The organism is Phaeobacter sp. LSS9, assembly GCF_003443595.1.
Taxonomy (GTDB): domain Bacteria; phylum Pseudomonadota; class Alphaproteobacteria; order Rhodobacterales; family Rhodobacteraceae; genus Phaeobacter; species Phaeobacter piscinae.
Genome location: NZ_CP031956.1, coordinates 935,675 through 961,559 on the forward strand (window position 1 = coordinate 935,675; position 25,885 = coordinate 961,559).

Here is a 25,885-nt window from a genome sequence, read left to right on the forward strand (position 1 = left end):
GCCCGCCCGCCATCCTGTGTCTTTCTGGTCCTACGCGATGGAACAAACAAAAACGCCCTGGCAAGCCGGAGCGTTCTTTTGGTGTTTTAGAGGCTGCGCCCGAGGCGGCTGCAGTCGATTACTCTGCGGCGGTCTTCAACTCGGTGCCGCCATGACACAATGCGGCCAGCAGCTCCTCGCGGCGCTTTGCCGCCTTGGCTTCGTTGGCCTGTTTCACCGGACCAAAGCCCCGGATCTCCAGCGGCAATTCCGCCAGCGCAATCAGCGGCGCCATGATTTCTGGGCTGGCCTTGGGCAGCCATTCCTTCATGTCGGCCTCATACTGCGCAATCAACGCCCGCTCCATCTTGCGTTCAGCGGTGTAGCCAAACACATCCAGCGGCGTGCCGCGCAGGCCTTTGAACTTCGCCAGCAGACGCAGTCCACGTTCCAGACCGGGGCCGAATTTACGCTTCTTGGGGCGGCCATTGGGGTCGGTGCCTGTCAGCATCGGTGGCGCGAGGTTGTAGGAAATCTTCAGATCACCCTCAAACTCCGCCTCGGCCTTCTCCCGGCTGGACAGCAACAGGCGCGCAACCTCGTATTCGTCCTTATACGCCAGCAGCTTGTGATAGCCCTTGGCAACCGCTTCCTTCAGCGCCTTGTCGGAGATGCCGTCCACCATCTTGCCATAGCGTTTGGCCAGACGGGGGCCCTGATAGTCGGTCAGATGCCCCTTGCGGAAGGCGATCTTCTCCTCCAGCGACTTGGGCAGGTCGACAACATTGGGTTCCGCAAGGCGCGCGGCATCCTGCGGGTACAGCACCGCCCAGCGACCGATATCAAAGGCGCGCAAATTGCGCTCTACCGCGGCCCCGTTGAGGGTGATCGCCTCCTGAATGGCCTCAAGCGTGATTGGCAGCAGACCGCGCTGCCAGGCTGCGCCAAAGATCATCATGTTGGAGAAAATCGAATCTCCCATGCTGGCGCGCGCCAGATCGGAGGCATCAAACAGATCCAGCCGATCCCGCAACCGTGCCTCGAGTGCCACCTGCAACCGGTCGGTGGGAAGCTGGAAATCGGTGTCGCGGGTGAAATCACCGGTGATGATCTCATGGCTGTTCACCACCGCGCCGGTCTTGCCGGTTTTCATCAGACCGATGGTCTTTGCGCCAGCCGACACCACCAGGTCACCCCCGATCAGCGCGTCACATTCGCCGGTGGCGACGCGGATGGCGCTGATGTCCTCGGGCTTGTTGGCAATGCGGCAGTGAATATGCACCGCGCCGCCCTTCTGGGCGAGACCAGCCATTTCCATCATGCCAGCACCCTTGCCATCAATCTGCGCCGCCTGTGCCAGCACCGCTCCGATAGTGACAACGCCGGTGCCACCAACCCCGGTGATCACCACATTATGAGTGCCGTCAATCGCGGGCAGCTCTGGCTTCGGCAGGTCCGGCAGATCCAATGCGGCGGTTGGTTCCTTGCGGATCTTGGCCCCTTCGATTGTCAGGAACGACGGGCAGAAACCTTTGACGCAGCTGAAATCCTTGTTGCAGGACGACTGGTCAATCGCCCGCTTGCGGCCCAGCTCAGTCTCCTTTGGCACGATAGAGACACAGTTCGACTGCACCCCACAATCCCCGCAGCCCTCGCAGACGTCGGGGTTGATGAACACGCGCTGATCGGGATCGGGAAACTGGCCCTTCTTGCGGCGGCGACGTTTCTCGGCGGCACAGGTCTGGATATAGATGATGGCGGAAACGCCTTCGACTGTCTCCATTTCCTTCTGCACCACCATCAGCTCAGCCCGCTCGTGCATCCGCATGCCCGCCGGGAACAGTTTGGTGTCGACGTCTTCTTTCTCGTCATAGACCACGGCGATGGTCTTCACGCCCATCGCCGTCAGCTCATGCGCGATCTGATGTGCGGTCAGCCCGCCCTCGGCCTCCTGTCCGCCAGTCATGGCAACGGCGTCATTGTAGAGGATCTTGAAGGTGATATTCGTCCCCTCGGCCAGCGCTGCCCGGATCGCCTGCACACCGGAGTGGTTGTAGGTACCATCGCCAAGGTTCTGGAACACATGCTTGCGGGTGGAGAATGGCGCCTCGCCGACCCAGTTCACACCCTCACCCCCCATATGGGTAAAGCCGGTGGTTTCGCGGTCCATCCACTGCACCATGAAGTGACAGCCGATCCCCGCATAGGCGCGGCTGCCGTCCGGCAGCTTGGTTGAGGAGTTATGCGGACAGCCTGAGCAGAAATAAGGCAGACGGGCGGCGATCTCTTCGGCGTTGTCGGCGCGTTTGGCATCATCCAGCGCGGTCAGCCCGGCGCGGATCGCCTCCGTTTCGCGCCCCTCCTCGATCAGGATCTGGCCCAGTTTCTCGGCGATCATGATCGGGTCGAGCGCGTATTTGGTCGGGAACAGCTCTTCGCGGTGCATGGCCCCGGCGCCGCCTTTGTACCAGCCATAGACACGGCGGCCCTGGCGGTCATCAAAGATGGCTTCCTTGATCTGAATTTCGATCAGCTTGCGCTTTTCTTCGACAACTACGATCAGGTCCAGCCCTTCGGCCCAGTCGTTGAAGCCCTTCATATCCAGCGGCCAGGTCTGGCCGACCTTATATGTGGTGATGCCCAGCCGTTCGGCCATGGTTTCGTCGATGTTCAGCAGCGACATGGCATGGACCAGATCCAGCCAGTTCTTGCCCGCCGCGACAAAACCGATCTTGGCCCCCGGTGTGCCCCACATGCGCTTGTCCATCTTGTTGGCGTGGCTGAAAGCCTCCGCCGCAAAGCGCTTGTAGTCGATGATCCGGTTTTCCTGCCGGAACCGGTCATCATCCAGACGGATGTTCAGCCCATCTGCCGGCATGTCAAACTCCGGCGTGACCAGCTTCATCCGGTCGGGATCGCCATCAACGACCGAGGTGACCTCGATCGTGTCTTTCATCGTCTTCAGGCCGACCCACAGACCGGAAAACCGGCTGAGCGCCAGACCATAGGCCCCGTAGTCGAGGATTTCCTGCACGCCAGCGGGGCTGACGATGGGCAGGTAGCAATCCATCAGCGACCATTCCGACTGGTGCAACACGGTGGAGCTTTCGCCGGTGTGGTCATCGCCCATGGCAACCAGAACGCCGCCGTGTTTGGACGAACCGGCCATATTGGCGTGCCGGATCGCATCGCCTGAACGGTCAACGCCCGGTCCCTTGCCGTACCAGAGGCCAAAGACCCCGTCGTATTTGCCCTCACCCCGGACCTCAGCCTGCTGCGCGCCCCATAGGGCGGTCACGGCGAGATCCTCGTTCAAACCATACTGAAAGGTGACATCGCTGGCGGTCAGATGCTTTTCCGCCCGCTTCATCTGCATATCAACCGCGCCAAGGGGCGATCCACGATAGCCGGTGACCAGACCGGCCGTATTCAGCCCCGCGGCCTTATCCCGGTGCTTCTGCATCAGCATAAGACGCACCAGCGCCTGTGTGCCGTTCAGCATCACCTGCGATTTTGTCAGGTCAAATTTGTCGTTCAGAGAAATTTTCTGCGTGCTCATCCTGGGCCTCCCCAACCTCGATTAGCTTGCACTTCTTGGCGTCATATTAGGTCACAATTGCTGACCTGTATACTGTTTTTTGCCGGAATATGTTTCTGACCGCCCTATCAAATTGAAAGTTTCGATACATTTCATATAGGCTACGAGAGAGGCATCGAAAGTGACGGGTATGGATTGGGATAAGCTTAGAATATTTCACGCGGTGGCGGACGCAGGCAGTCTGACCCACGCGGGCGACAAGCTGAACTTGTCGCAGTCGGCGGTCAGTCGGCAGATTCGCGCATTGGAAGAGAGCCTCAGCTCGACCCTGTTTCACCGCCACGCGCGGGGGTTGATTCTCACCGAACAGGGAGAGCTGCTGTTTGACGCCACCAAATCGATGTCAAAACGGCTCGAGGCCGCCTCGGCCCGCATTCGCGACAGCGAGGAAGAAGTCTTTGGCGAACTGCGCGTCACCACCACCTTTGGCTTTGGCACGCTCTGGCTCGCGCCGCGCCTGACCAAGCTTTATGAGCAATACCCGGATCTGAAGATTGATCTGATGCTGGAGGAACGCGTGCTGGACCTGCCCATGCGCGAGGCCGATGTGGCCATCCGCATGAAGGAACCCAGCCAGGCTGATCTGATCCGCAAGCGGCTGATGACCGTGCAGATGAAACTCTATGCTTCGCGCGGCTATGTTGAACGCAACGGCGCGCCGGACCAGGCCGAAGATATCGTCGATCACCGGCTGATCTGCCAGAACCCCCGTTCCGCTCAGGTTGGCTCTGCCGCGGTACTGGTGCAGAAACTCATGACCCATAACCCGTCATCGCTGCTGACCGTGAACAACTACTTTGGTGTGTTGCAGGGCGTCATTCATGATCTGGGCATCGGGGTACTGCCCGATTACGTGACTGAGGACTTTCCCGATCTGGTGCCGGTCCTGCAGGATGAGGACACCAGCGACGTGCCGGTCTACCTCGCCTACCCGGAAGAATTGCGCCATTCCCGGCGGATTTCCGCATTCCGGGATTTCGTCCAGAACGAGATTATTGCACATCGCAAGCATATGAAAGAACTGGGCAAAATATGACATCTGGCGAGCCATGCAAAAAATGCATGGCGGCCTTGCCATTTTCCAAGTCTGATTGCCCTTGATCGGGGCGCATTGCACCCCTAAATCAACTCTCGAAGGCAGCGACACTGTCGCCCTTCATACCTCCCTGTTGGACTTCGGCCGAGCTTAGTGCTCGGCCTTTTTTTTGGCCCATACTCGCTCTATGTCCCGGCAGCTCTGGCGACATCGGCACCTGCAACGTCACAGCCCGCCTGCCCCCCGTCAACCGGCTCATCCGGTCTTGATCGGTACTTGCGCGCGGTATTCACCCAACTGCTGCAAATTTCAGCGCCAGTGCCGGATTTATCGCCCCTCTCCGTATAAATATCGTCCAGATCGGCCGGAAAGCCGCCGTAGCCCGGTCCACACAACAGGTCATTTCCCGTCTCATCATGACCCCGGTTTGTTCAGCCCTATCAGGGGGTTGAACAATGAGCATCTGGTTAATGCTCGTGTAAAAACCCACCCGATTTCGAAAAAATCAGGAACCTTTGGCAGGGGCACCCCGTTGGGTAGCCAGAACACAAGACACCAACGCATCTGACTTGAAGGAGAGCAACAATGCTTCGCATGACCTCTATCGCCGCCCTGATCGCCATGACCGGTGCTGCCAGCGCTGAAGTGCTGACCGAAAACGCCACCCCGAATGATGCGGGCGAGACATTCCTTGAGGAAAACATCGAATTTATGGGCGCGCCCGTGGTTGACGTAAACGGCGTGTTCCTGGGCAAGGTTGTCGAGGTCGGCACCGAGCCGGGCCCCGATCGTAAAATCCTGGTCGAGTTCCGCGACAGTTTCTCCGACAAGCTGAGCGGCCTGCGCTTCAACCTTGATGGCATGTGGGAAACCGACGGCGTGCTGCGCATGGGTCAAACCACTGGTGAGCTGCGGACCATGCTGGAAACCTACGCCAACGAGAACCCTGACAAGCTCACTGATGGCTCCGTCTTGAACTAAGCGGCACAATCAGACAGTGATCGCCCCCGCATCGCGCGGGGCCGGGGATCAGATTTGGGTCAGAGCCACAGCGGCTCTGGCCCTTTTCCATATCTGACCACCTCCAGCAACGCAGCGCACCAAAGCGCCAGCAGCCGCCTTGCGCTTTTTCCTTCCCCCTTGGCCCTCCTTGCCCTAAAAGGCGCGCAATCGCAGCCATTGGGGACGTTACACGGATGCAAGAACCCGCCATCACGCCTGAACTGATTGCCAACCACGGGTTGAAGCCCGAGGAGTACGATCTGATCCTCGAAATCATCGGGCGGGAGCCAACATTCACGGAGCTGGGCATTTTCTCGGCCATGTGGAATGAGCACTGTTCTTATAAATCCTCCAAAAAATGGCTCCGCACCCTGCCGACCGACGGCCCGCAGGTGATCTGTGGCCCCGGTGAAAACGCAGGGATTGTGGATATCGGTGACGGTGATGCCGTTGTTTTCAAAATGGAAAGCCACAACCACCCCTCCTACATCGAGCCCTATCAGGGTGCGGCGACCGGGGTTGGTGGCATTCTGCGCGACGTCTTCACCATGGGCGCGCGGCCCATCGCCTCGATGAATGCGCTGTCCTTCGGCGAGCCGTCCCATCACAAGACCCGCCAGCTGGTCAACGGTGTGGTTGAGGGCATCGGCGGTTATGGCAACTGCTTTGGCGTGCCTTGTGTTGGCGGCGAAGTGCGCTTCCATCCCGCTTACAATGGCAACTGTCTCGTGAACGCCTTTGCGGCCGGCCTCGCCAAAACTGACAGCATTTTCTACTCCGCCGCCTCCGGCGTCGGCATGCCGGTTGTATACCTTGGCGCCAAAACTGGTCGTGACGGCGTTGGCGGAGCCACCATGGCCTCTGCCGAATTTGACGACACCATCGAGGAAAAGCGCCCCACCGTTCAGGTTGGCGACCCCTTCACCGAAAAACGCCTGATGGAAGCCACGCTGGAGCTGATGCAGACCGGCGCGGTGATCTCTATTCAGGACATGGGCGCCGCGGGCCTCACCTGTTCTGCCGTGGAAATGGGCGACAAGGGCAAGCTGGGCGTCAAGCTGAACCTCGAAGACGTGCCGCAGCGCGAAGAGAACATGACGGCCTATGAAATGATGCTGTCGGAATCTCAGGAACGCATGCTGATGGTTCTGAAGCCCGAACTGGAAGCCGAAGCCCGCGCCGTGTTTGAGAAATGGGACCTCGATTTCGCCATCGTCGGCGAGACCATCGCCGAGGATCGCTTCCTGATCCTGCACAATGGTGAGGTAAAGGCAGATCTGGTTCTGTCGAAACTGGCCTCCACCGCGCCTGAATACGATCGCCCCTGGGTGGAGACGCCCGCGCCTGAGCCGCTCACCGACGCGGATGTGCCCACCATTGACCCAATTGACGGCCTGAAGGCGCTGATCTCCAGCCCGAACTATTCCGGCAAACAGTGGGTCTATGAGCAATATGACACCACGGTTATGGGCGACACCGCCCGCCGCCCCGGCGCAGGCTCCGGTATCGTGCGGGTGCATGGCACCGACAAACAGCTGGCCTTCACCTCCGACGTGACCCCGCGCTACGTCATGGCAAACCCGTTCGAGGGCGGCAAGCAGGCGGTGGCCGAGGCTTATCGCAACCTGACAGCTGTCGGCGCCACGCCCTTGGCGACAACCGACAACCTGAACTTCGGCAACCCTGAGAAGCCCGAAATCATGGGTCAGTTTGTTGGCGCCATCAAAGGTATCGGCGAGGCGGTTGCAGCCCTCGATATGCCAATCGTGTCCGGCAATGTATCGCTCTACAATGAAACCGACGGTCAGGGCATCCTGCCCACGCCCACCATTGGCGCGGTTGGCCTGATCGCTGCGGGCGAAGAAGCCATCACCGGCGAAGTCCGTGACGGTCACATCGCCCTCCTGATCGGTGACACCATCGGCCATCTTGGCCAATCGGCACTGCTGGCCGAAGTGTTCAACCGCGAGGACGGCGATGCACCGGCGGTGGATCTGGCGGCGGAGAAGCGCAACGGCGAATTCATCCGTGCCAACCGCGAGCTGATCAAAGCCTGCACCGACCTTGGTGACGGCGGTCTGGCCATGGCAGCCTTTGAACTGGCCGAAGGCGCCGGTGTTGGCGTGCAGATCGACGCGGGCGACACCCCGACCGTGTTTGGTGAGGATCAGGCGCGCTATCTCGTGGCCTGCAACTTCGATCAGGCCGAGGCACTGATGATGGCCGCAGGTCAGGCCGGTGTCACGGTCACCAGCGTCGGCAAATTCGGCGGCGACATGGTGAAGATCGGCGGCTCAGAGGCGCCTCTGGCCGAACTGGCCGACATCTTCCGCTCGAGCTTTGCCGCTGCTGTGGCCTAAAGACAGCCAGCGTTGGGGCATAGTCCTCAGCACTCGAATACCGGGTGGGATGGCGGCGTCATCCCACCCCTTTTTTTGACCTCTCTCAGGTGACCCAATGCCCCTGCCCGGCCAGTCAGCACAGATCGACTTCCCCGAACTGACAGCCGATTGCAGCCGCTGCGCTGCGCTTTGTTGTGTGGCCTACCCGTTTGAGGAAGACGAGGATTTTGCGATCCTGAAGGAGACGGACCACCCCTGCCCCAACCTCTCGCCCTCCTGTTTCAACTGCACCATCCATGCCGATCTGAGCGCCCGTGGCTTTGGCGGCTGTATCGCCTATTCCTGCGCTGGCGCCGGGCAGCGGGTGACCGAGGTGCTGTTTCAGGGCGAGACATGGCGCGACGATCCTGACCTCCTGCCACATATGACCCATGCCCTGCGTGTCCTGCGCCCCATCCATGAGGCGCTGCTGATCCTGCAGGAGGCCGCCGCCCTGAGCCTCCCCGACGCGCTGCGGGCGGAGGTGACCCGCCTGAGCGAGACCCTCGCCGTGCGCGACGGCACCTCGATCTGGGATTTCGAGGAACCGGAGGTGCAGGCCGCCCTGGCGCAGGTTCCTGAGTTCGTGCCGCGCCTTGCCCCCTATGTGGTGCCGCGCGGCTAATCCGCCTTGCAGAGGTCCCTGCAGCACCCTACATTTTCCATAAGCTAGAAATAAGGACATCCCCCCAATGCCGATGCAAGCCCAAGAAATCGAAGACCTGCTGCGCGAGAGTTTTCCAGATGCGGAAATTCAGGTTGGCGGCCATGACGGTGTGCATATGTCCGCGATGGTCATCGACGAGAGCTTTCGCGGCAAGAACCGTGTCCAGCAGCAGCGCGCGGTCTATGCCGCGCTGAAGGGCAAGATGGATGGCGCCAACGGGGAGCTGCACGCCCTTGCCCTGACCACAAAGGTGCCTGAATAAACCGCCATGTCGCTGTTCATGTCCCTTCTGATCCTCGGCATTGTTGTCATGACCGCGCTTGTCGCGCTGATTGGCCAGCGCCGCGCGCCGATTGAAGAGGATGAAACAGATCCGGATTACCACACCCTGCGCTCTGACTATCAGTCGGGCATGGGGGGCGGATCAATGCGGACCTGGAAGGTGCCCAAGGATCCGGACGAATATGCCCGCTTCTTTGTGCCCAAGGGCAAAAAGTAACAGCGCCACCCGAAATTCCCGGCGCCGATTGGCAATCCCCCGCTTTGTGCCTATATGACGGCCAACGGACCATCGGCCCATCCGCCAAAAGGAAACGCAATATGACCGACGTTAAAACCCGCATCGACGAAACCGTCAAAGCCAGCGATGTCGTGCTCTTCATGAAGGGCACCAAGGATATGCCGCAATGTGGCTTCTCCTCACGCGTGGCCGGCGTTCTGAATTACATCGGCGTCGACTACACCGATGTGAATGTGCTGGCTGATGAGGAACTGCGCGCCGGCATCAAGGATTATTCCGACTGGCCGACCATCCCGCAGCTTTATGTCAAAGGTGAGTTTGTGGGCGGTTGCGACATCATCACCGAGATGACCCTGTCGGGTGAACTGGACGGAATGTTTGAACAAAACGGCGTCACCTTCGACAAAGACGCCGCTGACAAGATCCGCGAAGCCAACGGCTGATCCTGCAGCATCCGATCCGACGCGATCGGCTCAGCAACACAATGAAAAAGCCTGCCACAGTCTGCGTGGCAGGCTTTTTTCGTCATGAAAGCGCTTTGCGACTGCGCCACCTCAGTAGACGAAGGGCAGGAATTTCGCCGTCCGCGCAGCATAGGCGCGAAACTCCGCCCCGTAGCGATCCGCCAGATACCGGTCCAGCGCCGGAATATGGTAGAAAATGAACATGCCCGTCATCAGTATTGGCACGACCCCCGCCCAAAGCGACGCTGTCAGGACGGCCCATCCGGTGAACAGAATGCTGTCGCCGAGGTAGTTCACATGCATCGCATAGGCAAACAGCCCACCGGTGTAACAATGCCCCTTGCTCTCTGGCCGCTTTTTCCACTGCCACCGCTGCAGCTCCGATCCGGTGTTCACCGCGGATCCGATCAGCAATAGCACACCTCCCAGAATATCCCATGGACCAAACGGCGCCGCCGCGCCGGAGATCAGCCCTGCACCCAACAGCAGAAAGCCAATTTCGAAAGCGGCCATAAACGCCGCCAGCCCCAGCCCCTCAGACAGATCGACCTTCCGCTGGAGCAGGACAAACAGCGTCACCAGATGGCGCAGAAAATACAGCGCAGCTGCCCCGGCCAGCAGCTTCGCGCGCATAGGATCCGGCCAGTCCAGCCCGCCAAAGGCCAGCCAGAGGCAGATCGACACCGATCCGGCATGCAGGGCTGCAAAACACAGTTTGCTGCGCAACGACCGCCCATGGGAGCGGTCAACACCACCATAGTTGCTGCTCATTCGAATGTCCCTTCGTGATTTCCGCCGCGACCGTGCACCGGATCTTGCGGGTTATTTCGTCCAACTGGTCTGCAAAAACTATTGGACAGTGGATCTGGGCTCTGTCAATTCTATTTCGACCATATGGACGAAATAATGCCGAAGATTGTTGACCACGACGCCCACAGCCAGGACCTCGCCCGCCGCGCGGCAGAGTATTTTTCACACCATGGCTATGCTGGTAGCAGTATGCGCAAAATTGCCGCGCATCTGGGGCTGTCGAAAAGCGCGCTCTATCACTATTTCCCGACCAAGGAGGCGCTGTTTCTGGCCTGCACGCATCAGGTGATGGGCACGTTCACCTCCCTGGCCATCGCAGCGGATGCAACTGAGGCACAGAAATTGGCACAGCTGACGGATCTGCTGCGGCCGGGTTTTGCGCGGGAGATGGCACTGATTTTCGACTATTTGCGCGGTAAATCCGCCGAGGAGATCGCCGCGGATGAGGCGATGCAGCTTGCACTGTCGACATATCGTCGGGCTGTTGCGGACATTGTCGGAGAGGACGCGGCAGAGACCGCCCTTGCCCAGCTGCTCGGCACGCTGCTGCTCGAATTCATGTCTGGACGATAAAGCCGTCCATGTAAAATTCACCGCAAACCCAGAGGCTTGCGGTGACTATTTCATGTAGCAATTTTCTGGCCGGACCAGTTAGCTTGCTGCGGTTTGCTCTTCCAGCTCCTGCGCCAGCGCTTCGGTCCGCGCGGCCAGCTCCGCCAATGTCTCGGTCACCAGTGGCGGCACAACAGGCACCTCAATCCGTTCCGGCTCCGGTGCCGGTGCTGCGCGCAGCTCCGCCAATTCGGCATTGCGCTCCGCCAGCTCGGCCTCGACCTCCTTGATGCGATCTTCAACGGCGGCGGTTTTATCCGCCAGCATCAGCCCCGCCATCAACAGCATTCGTGCCTCAGGCATCCGCCCGATCTGGTCGGACAGCACCTGCGCCTCATCATCCAGCATTTTGGCGGCGGAATGCAGATAGCTCTCTTCGCCCTCCTGGCAGGAGACCTCAAAACCGCGACCCCCGATATGAATAGTGACTTCGGGCATCAGATTTCCTCCCCTTCGGGCATAGGCTGGGCGGTAAGCGGCGGCGGCGCAACGGACATGACTGCGGTATCCGCAACCGGCGTCTCAACCGCTGCAGCGACGGTCTGCTCCGCTCCCAACAGCGGTTCCAGCTTGGCCAGCACCGCATTGACCTCAGCCTGATCGCTGGCCCGCGCCGCCGTCAGCGCATCGATATCGGCCTGCAGCGCCGAATTGATCAGCGCCGCGTCGCCAACGCCCGCTGCATTCGCCTCCCGCAGGGCCGCGTTGGAGGCGCGCAGCTGATCATTGCTCTGCCGCAGCTCTTGCAGCGTCGCATCCAGACGCAGCAGCGTTTCATTCTGCTGGGCGATGTCCTCAGCACTCGGGCCTGCGGGGCGTTCCGCAAGCGCGGCTGTCGCGCGCGCAGCGTCGGACTGTGCGGCCTCCAGTTGGCGCCGCAGCGCCTCCGCCTCCGCCTCCAGCGCAGCGGTGTCGACTGCCGCTCCCAGATCATCCGGCTGTTCGGCCAGCTCTTCCTGCAGCCGCGCCAGCGAGGCCTGCGCCTCGTCCAACTCATCCTGAAGGGTTTCGCGGGCGGTGGCCGCCTCATTGCCCTGCACTTCCATTTCCTGTTTCAGCCGCGCCACTTCTGCCTTCAGCGCGTCTTTCTCGCTGGTGTTGCTCAGCTCATTGCGCAGCAACTCCACCTCGGATTGCAGCGCCGCCAGCTCACCGATATCGGCGCCGGGCGCCGGGGCGGCGTTGGCCTCGGCCTCTTCCAGCTTGGCGCGCAGCACTTTCAGCCGCTCTTCCAGCTGGGCATTGGCGAGTTTTTCCTCTTCCAGCGCGCGGCTGAGGTCATTCTGCGCGGCATCCGTCTTGGACTGGGCCTCTGCCTGGGCCTGAACATGGGCCTCCGCCGAGGCGCGCGCATTAGCCTGCAACGCCGCAGCACCGCTGCCAATCCGGTCCATTGCCGCCAGGATCCGACCCTGCAATTCTTCGATCTGCTCCATGCCTGCCCCTTTACGACCCCGTGAGTGTCTGCCGGTCTTGTCCGCCGGTCCCATATGCAGCGCTCTCACCCCCGTTCGGCGGCCTGTTTTGCATCCAGGGCGCGAATCAAGGCGGATCTGACGCTGCACATCCAGCTTAGTTCATGCAGGGATAAATTACCCCCTGTTTGCTTTCAACCACTTGCAGCGTCAACTTCGCGCAGGAAGCCGCGCAAACGCTTGATCTTTGCCATATCACTGCTATTGAGCGCTCAGTCTGCCGAAAACCCAGAGGAAAAATCCAGTGGATCTGACAGCCCTGCGCAACGCAAACCCCGAACATTGGACCAAGGCCGCGGCCATCCGTGCCCTGACCCTTGATGCCGTTGCTGCGGCAAATTCGGGCCATTCCGGCATGCCGATTGGCATGGCCGATGTCGCCACCGTCCTGTTTGAAAAACACATGAAGTTCGATGTGGCCAATCCCCAGTGGCCCGACCGCGACCGGTTTATCCTGTCCGCTGGTCACGGCTCCATGCTGATCTACTCGCTGCTCTATCTCATGGGTGACGCGCAGGTGACGCTGGATCAGGTGAAGAACTTCCGCCAGATGGGCGCGCTGACCGCCGGCCACCCCGAGAATTTCCTCATTGATGCGGTGGAAACCACCACGGGCCCGCTGGGTCAGGGCATCGCCAATGCCGTCGGCTTTGCCATGGCAGAAGAAATGCAGCGCGCGCAGTATGGCCGCAAGCTGGTCGATCACCACACCTATGTGATCGCGGGCGACGGCTGCCTGATGGAAGGCATCAGCCAGGAGGCCATCGGCCTCGCCGGTCGTCATTCCCTGGGCAAGCTGATCGTGCTTTGGGACAACAACAACATCACCATCGACGGCACCGTTGAACTCAGCGACCGCACCAATCAGGTGCAGCGCTTCAAGGCGTCGGGTTGGCAGGTCATCGAAATCGACGGCCACGACCCCAAGGCCATCGACGAGGCGCTCACCGCCGCGAAGAAGTCGAAGAAACCGTCGATGATCGCCTGCAAGACGCATATCGCGCTGGGTCACGCCGCACAGGACACCTCCAAGGGTCACGGCGCGCTGACCGACGCTGACCAGATGCGGGACGCCAAGGCGGCCTATGGCTGGACCACCGGCCCGTTTGATGTGCCCGCAGACGTCAAATCCCAGTGGGAAGCCATCGGCCAGCGCGGCGCATCCGAACGCGAAGCCTGGGAAGCCCGCTTTGCCGAAGCCTCCCAGCAAAAGCAGGACCGCTTCAACCGTGCCTATGCGCTGGACGCACCCAAGAAACTCTCCGCCACCGTCAAGGCGCTGAAAAAGCAGGTCTCCGAAACCCAGCCCAAGGTGGCCACCCGGAAATCCTCCGAGATGGCGCTGGAAGTGATCAACCCGATCATGCCGGAAACCGTGGGCGGCTCTGCGGATCTCACCGGTTCCAACAACACCAAGACCGGCGATCTCGGCATCTTTGACACGGACAATCGCAAGGGCCGTTACGTCTACTGGGGTATCCGTGAGCACGGCATGGCCTCTGCGATGAACGGTATGGCGCTGCACGGTGGCATGCGCCCCTATGGCGGCACCTTCTTCTGCTTCACCGATTACGCCCGCCCCGCGATGCGTCTGGCGGCCCTGATGAAGATCCCGACCGTCTTTGTCATGACCCATGATTCCATCGGCGTTGGCGAAGATGGCCCGACCCACCAGCCGGTGGAGCATCTGGCGATCTGTCGCGCGACCCCGAACACCTATGTGTTCCGTCCCGCCGACACCGTGGAAACCGCAGAGGCCTGGGAAATCGCCCTCACCTCCAAGGACACCCCCTCGGTGATGACCCTGACCCGTCAGAACCTGCCCACCGTGCGGACCGAGCACAAGCTCAGCAACCTCACAGCCAAGGGCGGCTATGTTCTCGCCGAAGCTGAGGGCAAGCGTCAGGTCATTTTGATCGCCACCGGTTCTGAGGTCTCTGTCGCGATGGACGCCAAGGCCAAGCTGGAAGCCGACGGCATCGGCACCCGCGTGGTCTCCATGCCCTGCATGGAACTGTTCGCAGAGCAGGACGAAGCCTACCGCCGCAAGGTTCTGCCCGCAGGCCCCGTTCGCGTCGGTATTGAAGCCGCCATGCGCGCCGGCGGCTGGGATCGTCTGCTGATGGGTGAACGCGGCCAGGAAAAGAAAGCCGCATTCGTGGGCATGGACCGCTTCGGCGCCTCCGCCCCCGCAGGTGAGCTGTTCGAGAAGTTCGGCATCACGGCAGAGAACACCGTTGCGAAGGTGAAAGAGCTGCTGGGCTGAGGTCCGTAAAATACTAGAAACAGAAAAGGGCTCCTGTCGGAGCCCTTTTTTTTTCGGTTTGAACCACCTATTGCGCGTTGTCAGTTTCGGCCATTTCCTTCAACGCATCATAGGCTTTCTGTGCATAGTCCAAACGCAGCTCGTAGTTACCGCTGGCGACGATGAATTCTGGAGGTTCTATCCCCGCAGCAAGGAAAGCCTGCGTCATTTGAGTACCGGAAAGCGGGACATAGTCCGAAGACACGCCGCTGAAATTGTTGAACAACCGGCCTCCGAACCAGCCACTGCGAGCCTGTGCCTGTTTTGCGGAATGCAGACGAAAATGGAGGAAACCGTACAACTGTTTCACGTCCATGGGGGCCAGGTCCGCTGCCTTGCTGATTGCCGAGAGCAAAGACGCCGTTCCGCCTGTCGAGATTTCACCTGCTGCGACTTGGTTTGGAGTTGGGCCGGAAAGAATCTTGAAAATTGGCTTATTCAAAAGCGAATCCTCAAACTTTTGCAATCATATGACTTATCACTTTCAGTGTCCCGCAGACTTCCCCGAAACCGCCGCAATCACCGGTCCCACAACCTTCGTCGCCAGCGGGATCAGCACCAGCCCCCAGGCCAGGCCGAACACGCCGTCCATCGCCGCCTTGGCGCTCCACTCGGCAAAGCCCGCCCAAGCGGCAGGCACCGCGTGGCCGACGGCGTAGGCCCAGTCGTGGATGTGGTGGCCCAGCCAGCCAAAGCCCAGAACCTCCAGCCCGTGAATAATGATAGAACCGCCAACCCAGAGCATCGCCGCAGTGCCGACCACCGACAGGATCCACATCAGCACCGGCATGAATTTCACCAGCCCACGGCCCAGCCCACGCCCGATGGGCGTTGGTGCGTTGCCCGCCAGATACAGCCCCACGTCGTCCATCTTCACAATCACCGCGACTGAGCCGTAGACCGCCAGCGTCACACCAATCGCGACCACGGCCAGCGTTGCCGCCTGCATCCAGACATTCGGCGCCTCGATGGCGGCCAGCGCGATGGTCATGATCTCAGCGGACAGGATAAAATCGGTCTTGATGGCGCCCTTGATCTTCTGCTCTTCCAGATGACCGGGGTCCTTGACGCTCATATCTTCGTGGACCGCGTGGCTTGCATGCGGGAACAGCACGTGAAAAATCTTCTCGGCGCCCTCAAAACACAAATAGGATCCGCCCAGCATCAGCAGCGGCGTGATTGCCCAAGGCGCGAAATTGGCCAGCAACATGGCGACCGGCATCAGCAGGATCAGTTTGTTGAACAGCGAGCCGCGGGTGATGCGCCAGATGATCGGCAATTCGCGCGCCGGGGCAAAGCCTTGCAGATACTTCGGTGTCACCGCCGCATCGTCGATGATCACGCCCGCCGTTTTGGCCCCGGCCTTCCCCGCCGCTGCTGCCACGTCATCCACTGACGCCGCAGCAACCTTTGCAATGCCTGCCACATCATCGAGCAAAGCCAACAAACCGCTCATACCGGGATCCTTTTTCTAGTCGCGCGCATTTTGGCACACCCTATCCTATCGCCTATCAGGTACAAGCCGTTGAGCCGCCCGTTTGTTCCCGCCGGGCCTTTGATGCTGTCTTCATCTGCTGCCCCCACCGACGGGTAAAACCGTTATCGCAATCAGTCAATTCCGTTACCGCAACCAGTCAAGTTTTGCGCTAACAGTCTGGAATAATGCCATTTTTAAGCTTTTGACCCGAGGGAATGGTCGCTATAGCGAGGACAATTCTTGCTCGCTTGGAGATACGCATATGACCATCAAAGTCGGGATCAACGGGTTTGGCCGCATCGGCCGCTGCACCTTGGCGCATATCGCAGCCTCTGGCCGGGACGATATCGAAGTGGTCAAGGTGAACGCCACCGGCCCGCTGGAGACCGCAGCGCATCTGCTGAAATACGACTCCGTGCATGGACGTTTCCCCGGTGAGTTGACCTTGGGTGAAAACACCATGAACCTCGGCCGTGGCGACATGCAGATGTTCTCCACCTATAATATGGAAGAGCTGGACTGGTCCGGCTGTGACGTCGTGCTGGAATGTACCGGCAAATTCAACGACGGCGAAAAAGCCAAGGCGCATCTGGCGCGCGGTGCCAAGAAGGTGCTGCTGTCTGCCCCCGGCACCAATGTCGATAAGACCATCGTGTTCGGTGTCAATGACGACAAGCTGCGCGCTGGTGACCGGATGGTCTCCAACGGCTCCTGCACCACCAACTGTCTGGCCCCGCTCGCCAAGGTGCTGGATGAAACTGTCGGCATCGAAAGCGGGATCATGACCACGATCCACGCCTATACCGGTGACCAGCCGACGCTCGACCGTCGTCACGACGATCTCTACCGTGCCCGCGCCGCGGCAATGGCGATGATCCCCACCACCACAGGTGCGGCCAAGGCGCTGGGTGAGGTGCTGCCGAACCTCAAGGGCCGTCTGGACGGATCCGCGATCCGCGTGCCGACGCCGAATGTCTCCGCCGTGGATCTGACCTTCCGCGCCAGCAAAGAGACAAGCGTGACCGAGATCAACGCCATCATGAGCGAAGCCGCCAAGGGCCATATGTCCCGCGTGATCGGCTATGAACCTGCGCCGCTGGTGTCGATCGACTTCAATCATACAGAACACAGCTCGATCTTTGCCCCGGATCAGACCCGCGTGGTGGAAAACAGCCTGGTCCGCGTTCTGGCCTGGTATGACAATGAATGGGCCTTCTCCGTCCGGATGGCGGATGTGGCTGTCGCAATGGGGCGTCTGGGCTAATCCCTGCGCCGGCACAGCGTGTTCTCGAGAGGCGCTGCGACTTGTAAGACACCGCCCGGTCAGGCATATCTGACCGGGCGTATCTTATTTTGAGCCGGGATCATGACCAACAAAGTTGCCCTCTTTCTTGCGCTACTGATCCTGATCGCTCTTGCCGTGGATCTCTCGCTTTATGGCAGCGAGCATATGGTGTTTCTGGGCAAACGCCTGTTTGAGCTGATCGACTGGATCGCCTTCTGGCGCTGATCTATCGGGCAGACAACAAAAAGCGGCCCCAAACGGGACCGCCCTAGCATCCGATCAATGTGGCACGCGTTACTTGGCCAATTGACGGCGCAGCTCGCTTTCGACCAGAGGCGTCACAAATTTCGAGACATCCCCCCCCAGCCGCGCGATTTCCTTCACCAGTTTTGAGGCAATCGCCTGATGCCGCGCTTCGGCCATCAGAAACACCGTCTCGACCGAACTGTCGAGTGCCCGGTTCATGCCGACCATCTGGAACTCATATTCGAAATCAGCCACCGCCCGCAGCCCCCGTACGATGATCTGCGCGCCGACGTCGCGGGCACAATCAATCAGCAGGTTCTCAAACGGATGGGCGACAATCTCGGTGCCGGTCTGCTCGCTCAGCTTGGCACATTCCGCCTCGATCATGGCGACACGCTCTTCCAGCGAAAACAATGGCCCCTTGTCGCGGTTGATCGCAACGCCGATCACCAGCTTGTCCACCAGCGCGCTGGCCCGGCGGATAATATCTATATGTCCCAATGTGATGGGATCGAATGTGCCGGGATACAAGCCAATACGCATGGGGCCTCTCCTGCCTGCTGGTTGGATGCGCGCAAGCAAACATTTTTGTCATCGGGGCGCAAGAGCGTGGAAATACCGAGCCGCTCCTGCGCCGTGACGTCAGGGCTTCGACGCCGACCATGGTCGCCGTCGAAGTGTGGGGTCAGTGCCCCATGATCATGCCCTCAAGGGCATCTTTCTCCATCGCAACCTCAGCCAGCTGTGCCTTCACAACATCGCCCAGCGACACCAGACCGATCAGCTTGCCATCTTCCACCACCGGCATGTGGCGGAACCGTCCCTCGGTCATCTGTTTCAACACATCCTCGACATTGGACTGGCTGGTGCAGGTGACCAGCTTGCGGGTCATATATTCACTGGTGGGTTTGCTCAGACAGCCGGAGCCACTGCGGGCCAATTCCCGCACGATATCGCGCTCAGACAGGATCCCTTCGGCGGTCTCGCCATCGCTGGAGACCACCACGGTCCCGATTTTATGATCGCCCAACAGTTTGGCTGCCTCGGATATCGTTGCCTCAGGAGCAATGGTAACCACCCCAGAGCTTGCCTTGGACTTCAGAATCAATTGAACCAGCATAGGCGCTCCTTTTGTAATTTTCTTGCGTACCACCAAGGGTTGCCCTATCGCGGCATCAAGTCAAGCCTTCCAGCCGGACCACTTCGTCGCGTATGCCTTTTGACAACGCCTGCGCAAAGCGATTGAGCCGGTCGCTGCGCTGATCTCCCTGATGACGCACCAGATAGAAACTGCGGCTGAGGCTGATTTTGTCGGTCAGCACTTTGCGCAGGGAACGATGCGACGGCAGCGTGAAATCATGCGCCACGCAGAGCGCGGTGCCCTCCGCCGCCAGTTTGATCTGTACCGACACCGAATTGGAGGCCAGCGCCACCCGCTCGACGCCGAGGTTGTTGAGGTAATCCAACTCGCGATCAAAGATCATGTCGGGGATATAGCCGATCATCTTATGGTGCTTCAGATCCTCCAGCGTGTTGATCGGCGGATGCTCGCGCAGATAGTGACGCGATCCCACCAGGTGCAGTTTGTAGTCAGTGATCTTCTGCACCAACAGCTGGCCAGCGGTAGGCGCGCTGACCGTCACAGCCATATCGGCCTCGCGACGGCTGAGGTTGATGACCCGCGGCAGGGCGACGATCTGTATATCCAGATCCGGGTTCTCAGCACCGATCCTGGCACAGACCTGCGGCAGCAGATAATTGGCACTGCCATCCGGTGCACCGATACGGATCTGCCCGGACAGTGTGTCGCTGGGGCCGACCAACGCCTCCTGCCCCGCGCGCATCGCCTGTTCTGCTGCCTCCGCATGGCCCAACAGACGGTCCCCGGCAGCGCTCAGCGCATAGCCCTGCGGTGATTTCACAAACAGTGGCGTATCCAGCGCCTCTTCAAAGCGAGAGATCCGTCGCCCCACCGTTGCCGGGTCCATTTTCAGGATCCGCCCCGCCCCCGACAGGCTGCTCTCCCGCGCCACTGCCAGGAACACCCGCATGTCATCCCATTGTGGATCCATGAGCTTTCCCTCCTCCTGCCGTCAACATTCTGTTAACCTTTGCGTTCCTGCAAAGCCTCTTTGAGATCTTTCCTCTTTTCCAGTGTTTTTTGCAAGCCTAGGATATCGCCAAGATGAACACAGGAGGATCCGATGAAAGAGCTCGGCCACTTTATCAACGGCAAACTGGTCTCCGGCACTTCGGGCCGGTTTGACGATGTTTTCAACCCCGCAACCGGCGAGGTGCAGTATCAGTGCCCGATGGCCAGCGCTGCGGAAACCACCGATGCGATCGAAAAAGCCGCTGCCGCGCAGCCCGCGTGGGGCGCCACCAACCCACAGAAACGCGCCCGCGTGATGATGAAAATGGTCGCGCTGATGAACCGCGACATGGACAAGCTGGCCGAGGCGCTCTCCCGCGAGCATGGCAAAACGATTCCGGACGCCAAGGGCGACCTTCAGCGTGGTCTGGAAGTGGTCGAATATTGCATCGGCGCACCGCAGATGCTGAAGGGCGAGTTCACCGACAGCGCAGGCCCCGGCATCGACATGTATTCCATGCGCCAGCCGCTGGGTGTTGTCGGCTCCATCATGCCGTTCAACTTCCCTGCGATGATGCCGCTGTGGCATGTCGGCCCGGCCCTGGCCTGCGGCAACGCTGTGGTGCTGAAACCCTCCGAACGTGACCCCTCCGTGCCGCTGATGCTGGCGGAGCTGTTTGTTGAGGCCGGCCTGCCCGAAGGCGTGTTCCAGGTCGTGAACGGTGATAAGGAAGCGGTTGACACCATTCTGGACAGCGAGATCATTCAGGGCGTGTCCTTTGTCGGCTCCACCCCGATTGCGCAGTACATCTACTCCCGCGCCACCGCCAACGGCAAGCGCGCGCAGTGTTTCGGTGGCGCCAAGAACCACATGATCGTGATGCCTGACGCCGATCTGGACCAGGCCGCAGACGCCTTGGTTGGTGCTGGTTTCGGCGCGGCTGGCGAACGCTGCATGGCGATCTCCGTTGCCGTTCCCGTCGGTGAAGAAACCGCCGACAAGCTGATCGAGAAGCTGATCCCGCGCATCGAAAAGCTGAAAGTCGGCCCCTACACCGCAGGCGACGATGTCGACCTCGGCCCGGTTGTGACCGCCGCATCCAAAGAGCGGATCCTGGGCCTGATCCAGTCCGGCGTGGATCAAGGTGCGACGCTGGTGGTTGATAACCGCGACTTCAAACTGCAGGGCTACGAGGACGGCTTCTTCGTCGGTGCACATCTGTTTGACCATGTCACCCCGGACATGGACATCTACAAGCAGGAGATCTTTGGCCCGGTTCTGTCCACCGTGCGTGCAGACAGCTATGAGGACGCGCTGAAGCTGGCGATGGACCACGAATACGGCAACGGCACCGCGATCTTTACCCGTGATGGCGACACCGCGCGTGACTTCGCGTCCCGCGTCAACATCGGCATGGTCGGCATCAACGTGCCAATCCCCGTGCCGCTGGCCTATCACACCTTTGGCGGCTGGAAGAAATCCATGTTTGGCGACCTGAACCAGCACGGTCCGGACAGCTTCAAATTCTATACCCGCACCAAGACCGTGACCTCCCGCTGGCCCTCGGGCATCAAGGAAGGTGGCGAATTCAACTTCAAGGCGATGGACTGATTTTCAGGTCAATCCACCAGTAATTCAAGGCTCCGGCGCTGCCGGGGCCTTTTCTTATGGCGAGCGCCCGCAATTGATGTTGCCGCGCCGCACTCCCCGTATTTCTGCGCACTTGCGCGTGATTTTGGCCTATTTGGTCCGGATTTTACTTGCTCAATACCACCGGTAGTCTATCCGGTCTGCCAGAGGCAGTGAAACGACAGGCAGATAAGTATGTCCCAAAAGCAAAACGGGCCGCAGGCGGCTGAGAAGACGGCGCGTGATTGGGTCAAGATCCTCGCGCAATACCGCGAGCCCAATATGCTGCGCAGCCTGTTTGAATTGACCGTCACCGTTGTGCCTTTTGTGCTGCTCTGGGCCTTGGCCTGGTGGTCACTCTCGGTCAGCTACTGGCTGACACTGGGCCTCTCGGTTCTGATCGCGGCCTTCCTTCTGCGGCTCTTTACCATTCAGCATGATTGCGGCCATGGCTCGTTTTTCAGCAACCGGCGGCTCAGCGACTGGGTCGGGCGCATTATCGGAGTGCTGACCCTCACGCCTTATGATGTCTGGCGCCGCACTCATTCGATCCATCACAGCACCCATGGCAACCTCGGCAAACGTGGCATGGGCGATATCCACACCATGACTGTTGCCGAATATCGTGCCGAAAGCCGTTGGGGTCGTCTGATGTATCGGCTCTACCGCCATCCGGTCACCCTGTTTGCCATCGGGCCTGGCTATCTGTTTTTTCTGCAGAACCGCATTCCCTTTGGTCTGATGGGACAGGCGCGCTATTGGATCAGCGCGATGGGCACCAATCTCACCATCGTGATTGCGCTGGCCGCGATCTGGTATTTCGGCGGGCTGATGCCGCTTTTGCTGATCTTCGTCCCGGCGACCCTGCTTGCGGCCACCGCCGGGCTGTGGCTGTTCTATGTTCAGCACCAGTTCGAGACCACCCAGTGGGAACAGGAAGACGACTGGCAGCTGCATGACGCAGCCTTGCACGGCAGCTCACATTACGTGCTGCCCCCCGTGCTGCAATGGATCAGCGCCAATATCGGCATCCACCATGTGCATCACCTCTACAGCCGTATCCCGTTTTATCGCCTGCCGCAGGTGCTGCGCGATCATGCTGAACTGGCCGAGGGCAACCGGATGACCATCCGCGAAAGCCTCGCAAACGCGCGGCTGCATCTGTGGGATGAAAACAGCAAACGCCTGTTGTCCTTCGCGCAGGTCCGCCAGCTCTACGGCTGATCGTTACCAGCTGGGGCGGACGGTCCGCCCTGCTATCAGCCAACGGCGTGATTTCGCCATTTGTGGCATCCTGAGGTTACACAACCCTGTGAGGCTGGCGGAAATCACCGTCCGGCCCCTAGGAAATTGCGGTGCCATGCTTAATTAAAGGCCGCATGTCCGAGCAGACCGCCGAAGGATACCATGAGCAAACTTCATATGACCCGCCGCGCCGCCCTGTCCGGGCTTGGCGCCACATTGGCCACCCCGACCCTGCTGCGCGCGCAATCCAGCGACGCCTTCCCGGTGGAAGAGCCAAAGATCGAGACCGAAATCCCGGTCAAACGCAACATCTCCTCCTTCCAGCAGCAGGCCTGGCAGGATCACTTTGATGAGCTGGGCGTCGGCTGCATGCTGGCCGATATCTCCTCGCGTGCGCTGCACTACTGGGGCGGTGATGGCGTCACCTACCGGCTGTTCCCCTCCTCCGTGCCGATGACAGAGGAATTGACCAAGCGCGGTTACACCAAGGTGGTGCGCAAGGCCAAGAACCCGAGCTGGACGCCGACAGCCTCGATGCGCGAACGCGACCCCTCGCTACCCTTGCGGATGGATGGCGGCGCTGGCAACCCCTTGGGCACCCGCGCCATGTACCTCAGCTGGCCCGCTTATCTGGTTCATGGCACCCACGACACCCGCAAGATCGGCCGCCAAAGCAGCTCCGGCTGTATTGGCCTTTATAATCAGCACGTCGAAGCGCTCTATGAAATGGTGGAGGTCGGCACCCAGGTGCGCCTGCTTTAAACGCCGACGGAGCCCAGCCGCTAGACCCGCGGCCTAGTCGCCACGTCAATGAGAAGTGCTGCCGATAAGACCAGTGTCTGCCAGGGTCTATTCTAAGGTCGAACCTCAAGCAGCAGGACCCAACCGGCTGCAAATCTGCAAAGCGCGCACCGGCAGTCCGGCGCGCGCTTTTTATCTGGTTAGTCTGATAACCTTGCAGCGCGGGATCCAATAGCAGACAGTCCATGTCTGACGGCAGCGGATCTCGCGTCTCCGCCGTGGTTAGACTTTGCCGTCAGCGAGGCTCAGATGATCCGGTTTCAAACCGTCATCATAACGCAGGATCGCCTTTTCCATCAGCGCCTCGAAATCCCGAACATATTGCTCAGTATCGTATAGCGGCGTGGTGGAGATATTCGCCGCAAGCTTCTCACGCAGCGCCTTAAGCTCCTCAGGCCGGGTGGCCAGACGCAGCGCCAGCGCGTGATACGCCTCTTCCGTTTCGGCAATCAGCTCAGGGCAACCAACCGCCGTCACAATGCTGGCCGCAACACGGGCGGCAAACTGCTCCCCTGGTTTGGTGACCACCGGCACGCCGGACCACAGCATCTCACTCGCTGTGGTATGGGCATTACAGGCAAAAGTATCGAGGAAGATATCCGCCAGAGGCAGTCGCGCCACGTGATCCGGTGTACTGCAGCGCCCGGCAAAGACAATCCGATCCGCAGGCACACCGCGCGCCTCTGCTTCCTTAAGGATATTGGCACGGACAACATCAGCGGCAGCCAAGAACCACAGCACGCTATTATCCACCTGATTCAGCAGGTCCATCCAGATATCAAACTCGACCGGAGTAACCTTGTTGTGGTTGTTGAAAGCACAGAACACAACCGCATCTTCCGGCAGCCCCATATCGGCCCGTGTCGGCAGATTTTCAGGATGCTCCCGGCTGTTATCGTTCACCTGATAACAGTTCGGCATATAGAGGATTTTCTCTGAGAAATGGCGTCGCCCCTCTTTTGGGACGGTGATGGGATCCGCGAGGAAGTAGTCCATTGTCGGCATGCCCGTGGTGCTGGGGTATCCTAGGTAGGAGATCTGCAGTGGTGCTGCACGAAAACCAAAAATCGCAGGCCGAGCATGTTTGGTGTAGCCTTTCAGGTCAATGGCAATATCGAGGCCATCCGCCCGTGCCAGTTCGGCGACATCCTCATCTTTCATATCCGAGACTTGGTGGTAGCAATCAGCCGCGCTAAGCACCCGCTGACGCATCACATTGTCAGGTGTTTCGCTATAATCGTAGATATAGATTTCGAATTTGTCCCGGTCATGCAGCTCAAAATGGCGCGCCATCAGGAACATTGTCGCGTGATTAAAAAAATCACAGGAGAAGTATCCTACCCGGATCTTGCGACCTGCTACAGAGGTACGGTTGAATTTATGCGCCACCTTCCGTCCTGAAATAGCAGCCTTGGTCTTCGATTTCGTAACGGCACGTTTTTTTTGAAAGGCCGCGTCATCCACATACAGCAGGGTTGTAAATGGGTCGCCGTTGGCCGGATCATTGTCCAGAATTCTCAGCTTGTTTTTCTGATCCTCGTAAACCGACCAATCACACAGATTCATTTGCGACTGAACCAGACGCGAGACATTCATCGCGTTTTCCGGCTCCAGCTGATACACCGCTTCAAAGAAACCAACTGCATCCCCTAATTTGTCCATCAAAAACAAGATGGTGCCGATTGCACTCAGCCATTTCGGGTTTAGTGGCTCCAGTTTGAGCGCCCCCATCAGATGCTTCAGCGCAAGTTCGTATTTCTTTTCCTGCATAAAGCTGGACGCAATCTCTGCATGCAGCGTCGCATTACCTGGCTCAAACATTAGTGCTTGCGTCGTCAGGTCGCGCGCACGTGGGTAATCCGCCTCTACAAAGGCTCGGGCGGCCTCCGCCTTAAGCCGGTCCGCAGGAGATACCGCAGTGGCATCCAGTTTGCGACGCGCCGATTTGGAAAGATGTTTGGTGCGCAATGGCTTGTTCATCGAAAGTCTGCCCTCAGCTGATCCTCCGCGGCTGCGATGCGCCCCGGTTTTTGACAAATTTCGACCAGTTTGAAAGAAAATAACTAAGAAACGGTTCACTGCCCTGGCGCTCGCACTTCTTGCAGCAATGCCCTTACTTATCCGCCTGAATCGAGGACAAACCGACATTTCTGCACAGCAGCTTTGCACCGCTGCGGCTTGCCCTGTCGCCCTTGGGTCGCTAAAAAATAAACAACCGTTCAATTCATGACGACCCCGGCGGGTCATATCCGGGCCGGGC

At 59.7% G+C, this 25,885-nt stretch carries 24 protein-coding genes; 14 read left to right on the plus strand and 10 right to left on the minus strand.

All coding sequences use genetic code 11. The features are described 5' to 3' along the window. Positions 1–118: 118 nt before the first annotated feature. A complete protein-coding gene (locus tag D1820_RS04510; RefSeq protein WP_118068021.1) occupies positions 119–3,538 on the minus strand; it encodes an indolepyruvate ferredoxin oxidoreductase family protein in 3,420 nt (1,139 codons plus the stop codon). A gap of 169 nt (positions 3,539–3,707) precedes the next feature. Here D1820_RS04510 and D1820_RS04515 point away from each other — a divergent pair, with 169 nt between their 5' ends. The 7 genes from D1820_RS04515 (at position 3,708) to grxD (ending at position 9,626) form a co-directional block, all read left to right on the plus strand. After that, a complete protein-coding gene (locus D1820_RS04515; protein ID WP_040178630.1) occupies positions 3,708–4,613 on the plus strand; it encodes a LysR family transcriptional regulator in 906 nt (301 codons plus the stop codon). Between the two features lie 585 nt (positions 4,614–5,198). Then, positions 5,199–5,594 carry a hypothetical protein gene (locus D1820_RS04520; protein ID WP_024097071.1) on the plus strand — a complete coding sequence of 132 codons (396 nt, stop codon included), beginning with the start codon at positions 5,199–5,201 and terminating at the stop codon, positions 5,592–5,594. Positions 5,595–5,809: 215 nt separating this feature from the next. Further along, positions 5,810–7,975: a phosphoribosylformylglycinamidine synthase subunit PurL gene (gene purL / locus D1820_RS04525; RefSeq protein ID WP_118068022.1), complete on the plus strand. Its 2,166-nt coding sequence runs from the start codon at positions 5,810–5,812 to the stop codon at positions 7,973–7,975. Positions 7,976–8,072: 97 nt separating this feature from the next. Continuing rightward, positions 8,073–8,621, plus strand: coding sequence for a hypothetical protein (locus D1820_RS04530; protein WP_118068023.1), 549 nt, complete (start codon positions 8,073–8,075; stop codon positions 8,619–8,621). Between the two features lie 67 nt (positions 8,622–8,688). Then, on the plus strand, positions 8,689–8,925 hold the full coding sequence (locus D1820_RS04535) for a BolA/IbaG family iron-sulfur metabolism protein (protein WP_096789236.1): 237 nt from the start codon (positions 8,689–8,691) through the stop codon (positions 8,923–8,925). An 18-nt stretch (positions 8,926–8,943) separates the two neighbouring features. Then, a complete protein-coding gene (locus tag D1820_RS04540) occupies positions 8,944–9,162 on the plus strand; it encodes a hypothetical protein (RefSeq protein WP_254683354.1) in 219 nt (72 codons plus the stop codon). A 101-nt stretch (positions 9,163–9,263) separates the two neighbouring features. Next, positions 9,264–9,626 carry a Grx4 family monothiol glutaredoxin gene (gene grxD / locus D1820_RS04545; protein WP_040178633.1) on the plus strand — a complete coding sequence of 121 codons (363 nt, stop codon included), beginning with the start codon at positions 9,264–9,266 and terminating at the stop codon, positions 9,624–9,626. A 111-nt stretch (positions 9,627–9,737) separates the two neighbouring features. Here grxD and D1820_RS04550 read toward each other — a convergent pair whose 3' ends face one another. Then, positions 9,738–10,418, minus strand: a complete 681-nt coding sequence (locus tag D1820_RS04550; protein ID WP_118068024.1) for a DUF1295 domain-containing protein — start codon at positions 10,416–10,418, stop codon at positions 9,738–9,740. A 135-nt stretch (positions 10,419–10,553) separates the two neighbouring features. On the opposite strand from D1820_RS04550, the gene D1820_RS04555 reads away from it, so the two are divergent. Then, positions 10,554–11,030 (plus strand): TetR/AcrR family transcriptional regulator, encoded by a 477-nt coding sequence (locus D1820_RS04555; RefSeq protein WP_118070026.1) that lies wholly within the window; start codon positions 10,554–10,556, stop codon positions 11,028–11,030. 78 nt (positions 11,031–11,108) lie between these two features. On the opposite strand, the gene D1820_RS04560 is transcribed toward D1820_RS04555, so the two are convergent. Beyond that, positions 11,109–11,507, minus strand: coding sequence for a cell division protein ZapA (locus D1820_RS04560; protein WP_024097064.1), 399 nt, complete (start codon positions 11,505–11,507; stop codon positions 11,109–11,111). Next, a complete protein-coding gene (locus D1820_RS04565; protein WP_118068025.1) occupies positions 11,507–12,505 on the minus strand; it encodes a hypothetical protein in 999 nt (332 codons plus the stop codon). Before D1820_RS04565 ends, D1820_RS04560 begins: the two co-directional genes overlap by 1 nt. Before the next feature lie 283 nt (positions 12,506–12,788). Here D1820_RS04565 and tkt point away from each other — a divergent pair, with 283 nt between their 5' ends. Then, entirely contained in the window at positions 12,789–14,810 is a 2,022-nt protein-coding gene (tkt, locus tag D1820_RS04570; RefSeq protein WP_118068026.1) for a transketolase, read from the plus strand. Positions 14,811–14,877: 67 nt separating this feature from the next. Here tkt and D1820_RS04575 read toward each other — a convergent pair whose 3' ends face one another. Then, positions 14,878–15,291, minus strand: coding sequence for a hypothetical protein (locus D1820_RS04575; protein ID WP_162894068.1), 414 nt, complete (start codon positions 15,289–15,291; stop codon positions 14,878–14,880). Between the two features lie 42 nt (positions 15,292–15,333). Next, complete coding sequence (locus D1820_RS04580) at positions 15,334–16,305, minus strand: DUF808 domain-containing protein (protein ID WP_118068028.1); 972 nt, start codon at positions 16,303–16,305, stop codon at positions 15,334–15,336. Between the two features lie 283 nt (positions 16,306–16,588). On the opposite strand from D1820_RS04580, the gene gap reads away from it, so the two are divergent. Together gap and D1820_RS19065 are read left to right on the plus strand one after the other, a co-directional pair. Continuing rightward, the gene (gene gap, locus D1820_RS04585) at positions 16,589–17,590 is read left to right on the plus strand and encodes a type I glyceraldehyde-3-phosphate dehydrogenase (protein ID WP_118068029.1); all 1,002 of its coding nucleotides are present in this window, start codon (positions 16,589–16,591) and stop codon (positions 17,588–17,590) included. A 102-nt stretch (positions 17,591–17,692) separates the two neighbouring features. Then, positions 17,693–17,836 (plus strand): hypothetical protein, encoded by a 144-nt coding sequence (locus tag D1820_RS19065; RefSeq protein ID WP_040169328.1) that lies wholly within the window; start codon positions 17,693–17,695, stop codon positions 17,834–17,836. A gap of 69 nt (positions 17,837–17,905) precedes the next feature. Here the strand turns inward: D1820_RS19065 and coaD are convergent, their stop codons facing one another. The 3 genes from coaD to D1820_RS04600 form a co-directional block, all read right to left on the minus strand. After that, positions 17,906–18,400 carry a pantetheine-phosphate adenylyltransferase gene (gene coaD, locus D1820_RS04590; protein WP_014874824.1) on the minus strand — a complete coding sequence of 165 codons (495 nt, stop codon included), beginning with the start codon at positions 18,398–18,400 and terminating at the stop codon, positions 17,906–17,908. 142 nt (positions 18,401–18,542) lie between these two features. Next, positions 18,543–18,977, minus strand: a complete 435-nt coding sequence (locus D1820_RS04595; protein WP_118068030.1) for a CBS domain-containing protein — start codon at positions 18,975–18,977, stop codon at positions 18,543–18,545. A 55-nt stretch (positions 18,978–19,032) separates the two neighbouring features. Further along, positions 19,033–19,929 (minus strand): LysR family transcriptional regulator, encoded by an 897-nt coding sequence (locus D1820_RS04600; protein WP_118068031.1) that lies wholly within the window; start codon positions 19,927–19,929, stop codon positions 19,033–19,035. Positions 19,930–20,061: 132 nt separating this feature from the next. On the opposite strand from D1820_RS04600, the gene D1820_RS04605 reads away from it, so the two are divergent. From D1820_RS04605 to D1820_RS04615, 3 genes are all read left to right on the plus strand, one after another. Then, positions 20,062–21,561 carry a CoA-acylating methylmalonate-semialdehyde dehydrogenase gene (locus tag D1820_RS04605; RefSeq protein ID WP_040169333.1) on the plus strand — a complete coding sequence of 500 codons (1,500 nt, stop codon included), beginning with the start codon at positions 20,062–20,064 and terminating at the stop codon, positions 21,559–21,561. Positions 21,562–21,774: 213 nt separating this feature from the next. Continuing rightward, positions 21,775–22,803 carry a fatty acid desaturase gene (locus tag D1820_RS04610; RefSeq protein ID WP_102896894.1) on the plus strand — a complete coding sequence of 343 codons (1,029 nt, stop codon included), beginning with the start codon at positions 21,775–21,777 and terminating at the stop codon, positions 22,801–22,803. A 183-nt stretch (positions 22,804–22,986) separates the two neighbouring features. Next, the gene (locus tag D1820_RS04615; protein ID WP_118068032.1) at positions 22,987–23,586 is read left to right on the plus strand and encodes a L,D-transpeptidase; all 600 of its coding nucleotides are present in this window, start codon (positions 22,987–22,989) and stop codon (positions 23,584–23,586) included. A gap of 261 nt (positions 23,587–23,847) precedes the next feature. Here D1820_RS04615 and D1820_RS04620 read toward each other — a convergent pair whose 3' ends face one another. Then, positions 23,848–25,872 (minus strand): UDP-N-acetylglucosamine-peptide N-acetylglucosaminyltransferase, encoded by a 2,025-nt coding sequence (locus tag D1820_RS04620; RefSeq protein WP_254683355.1) that lies wholly within the window; start codon positions 25,870–25,872, stop codon positions 23,848–23,850. Positions 25,873–25,885: the final 13 nt, after the last annotated feature.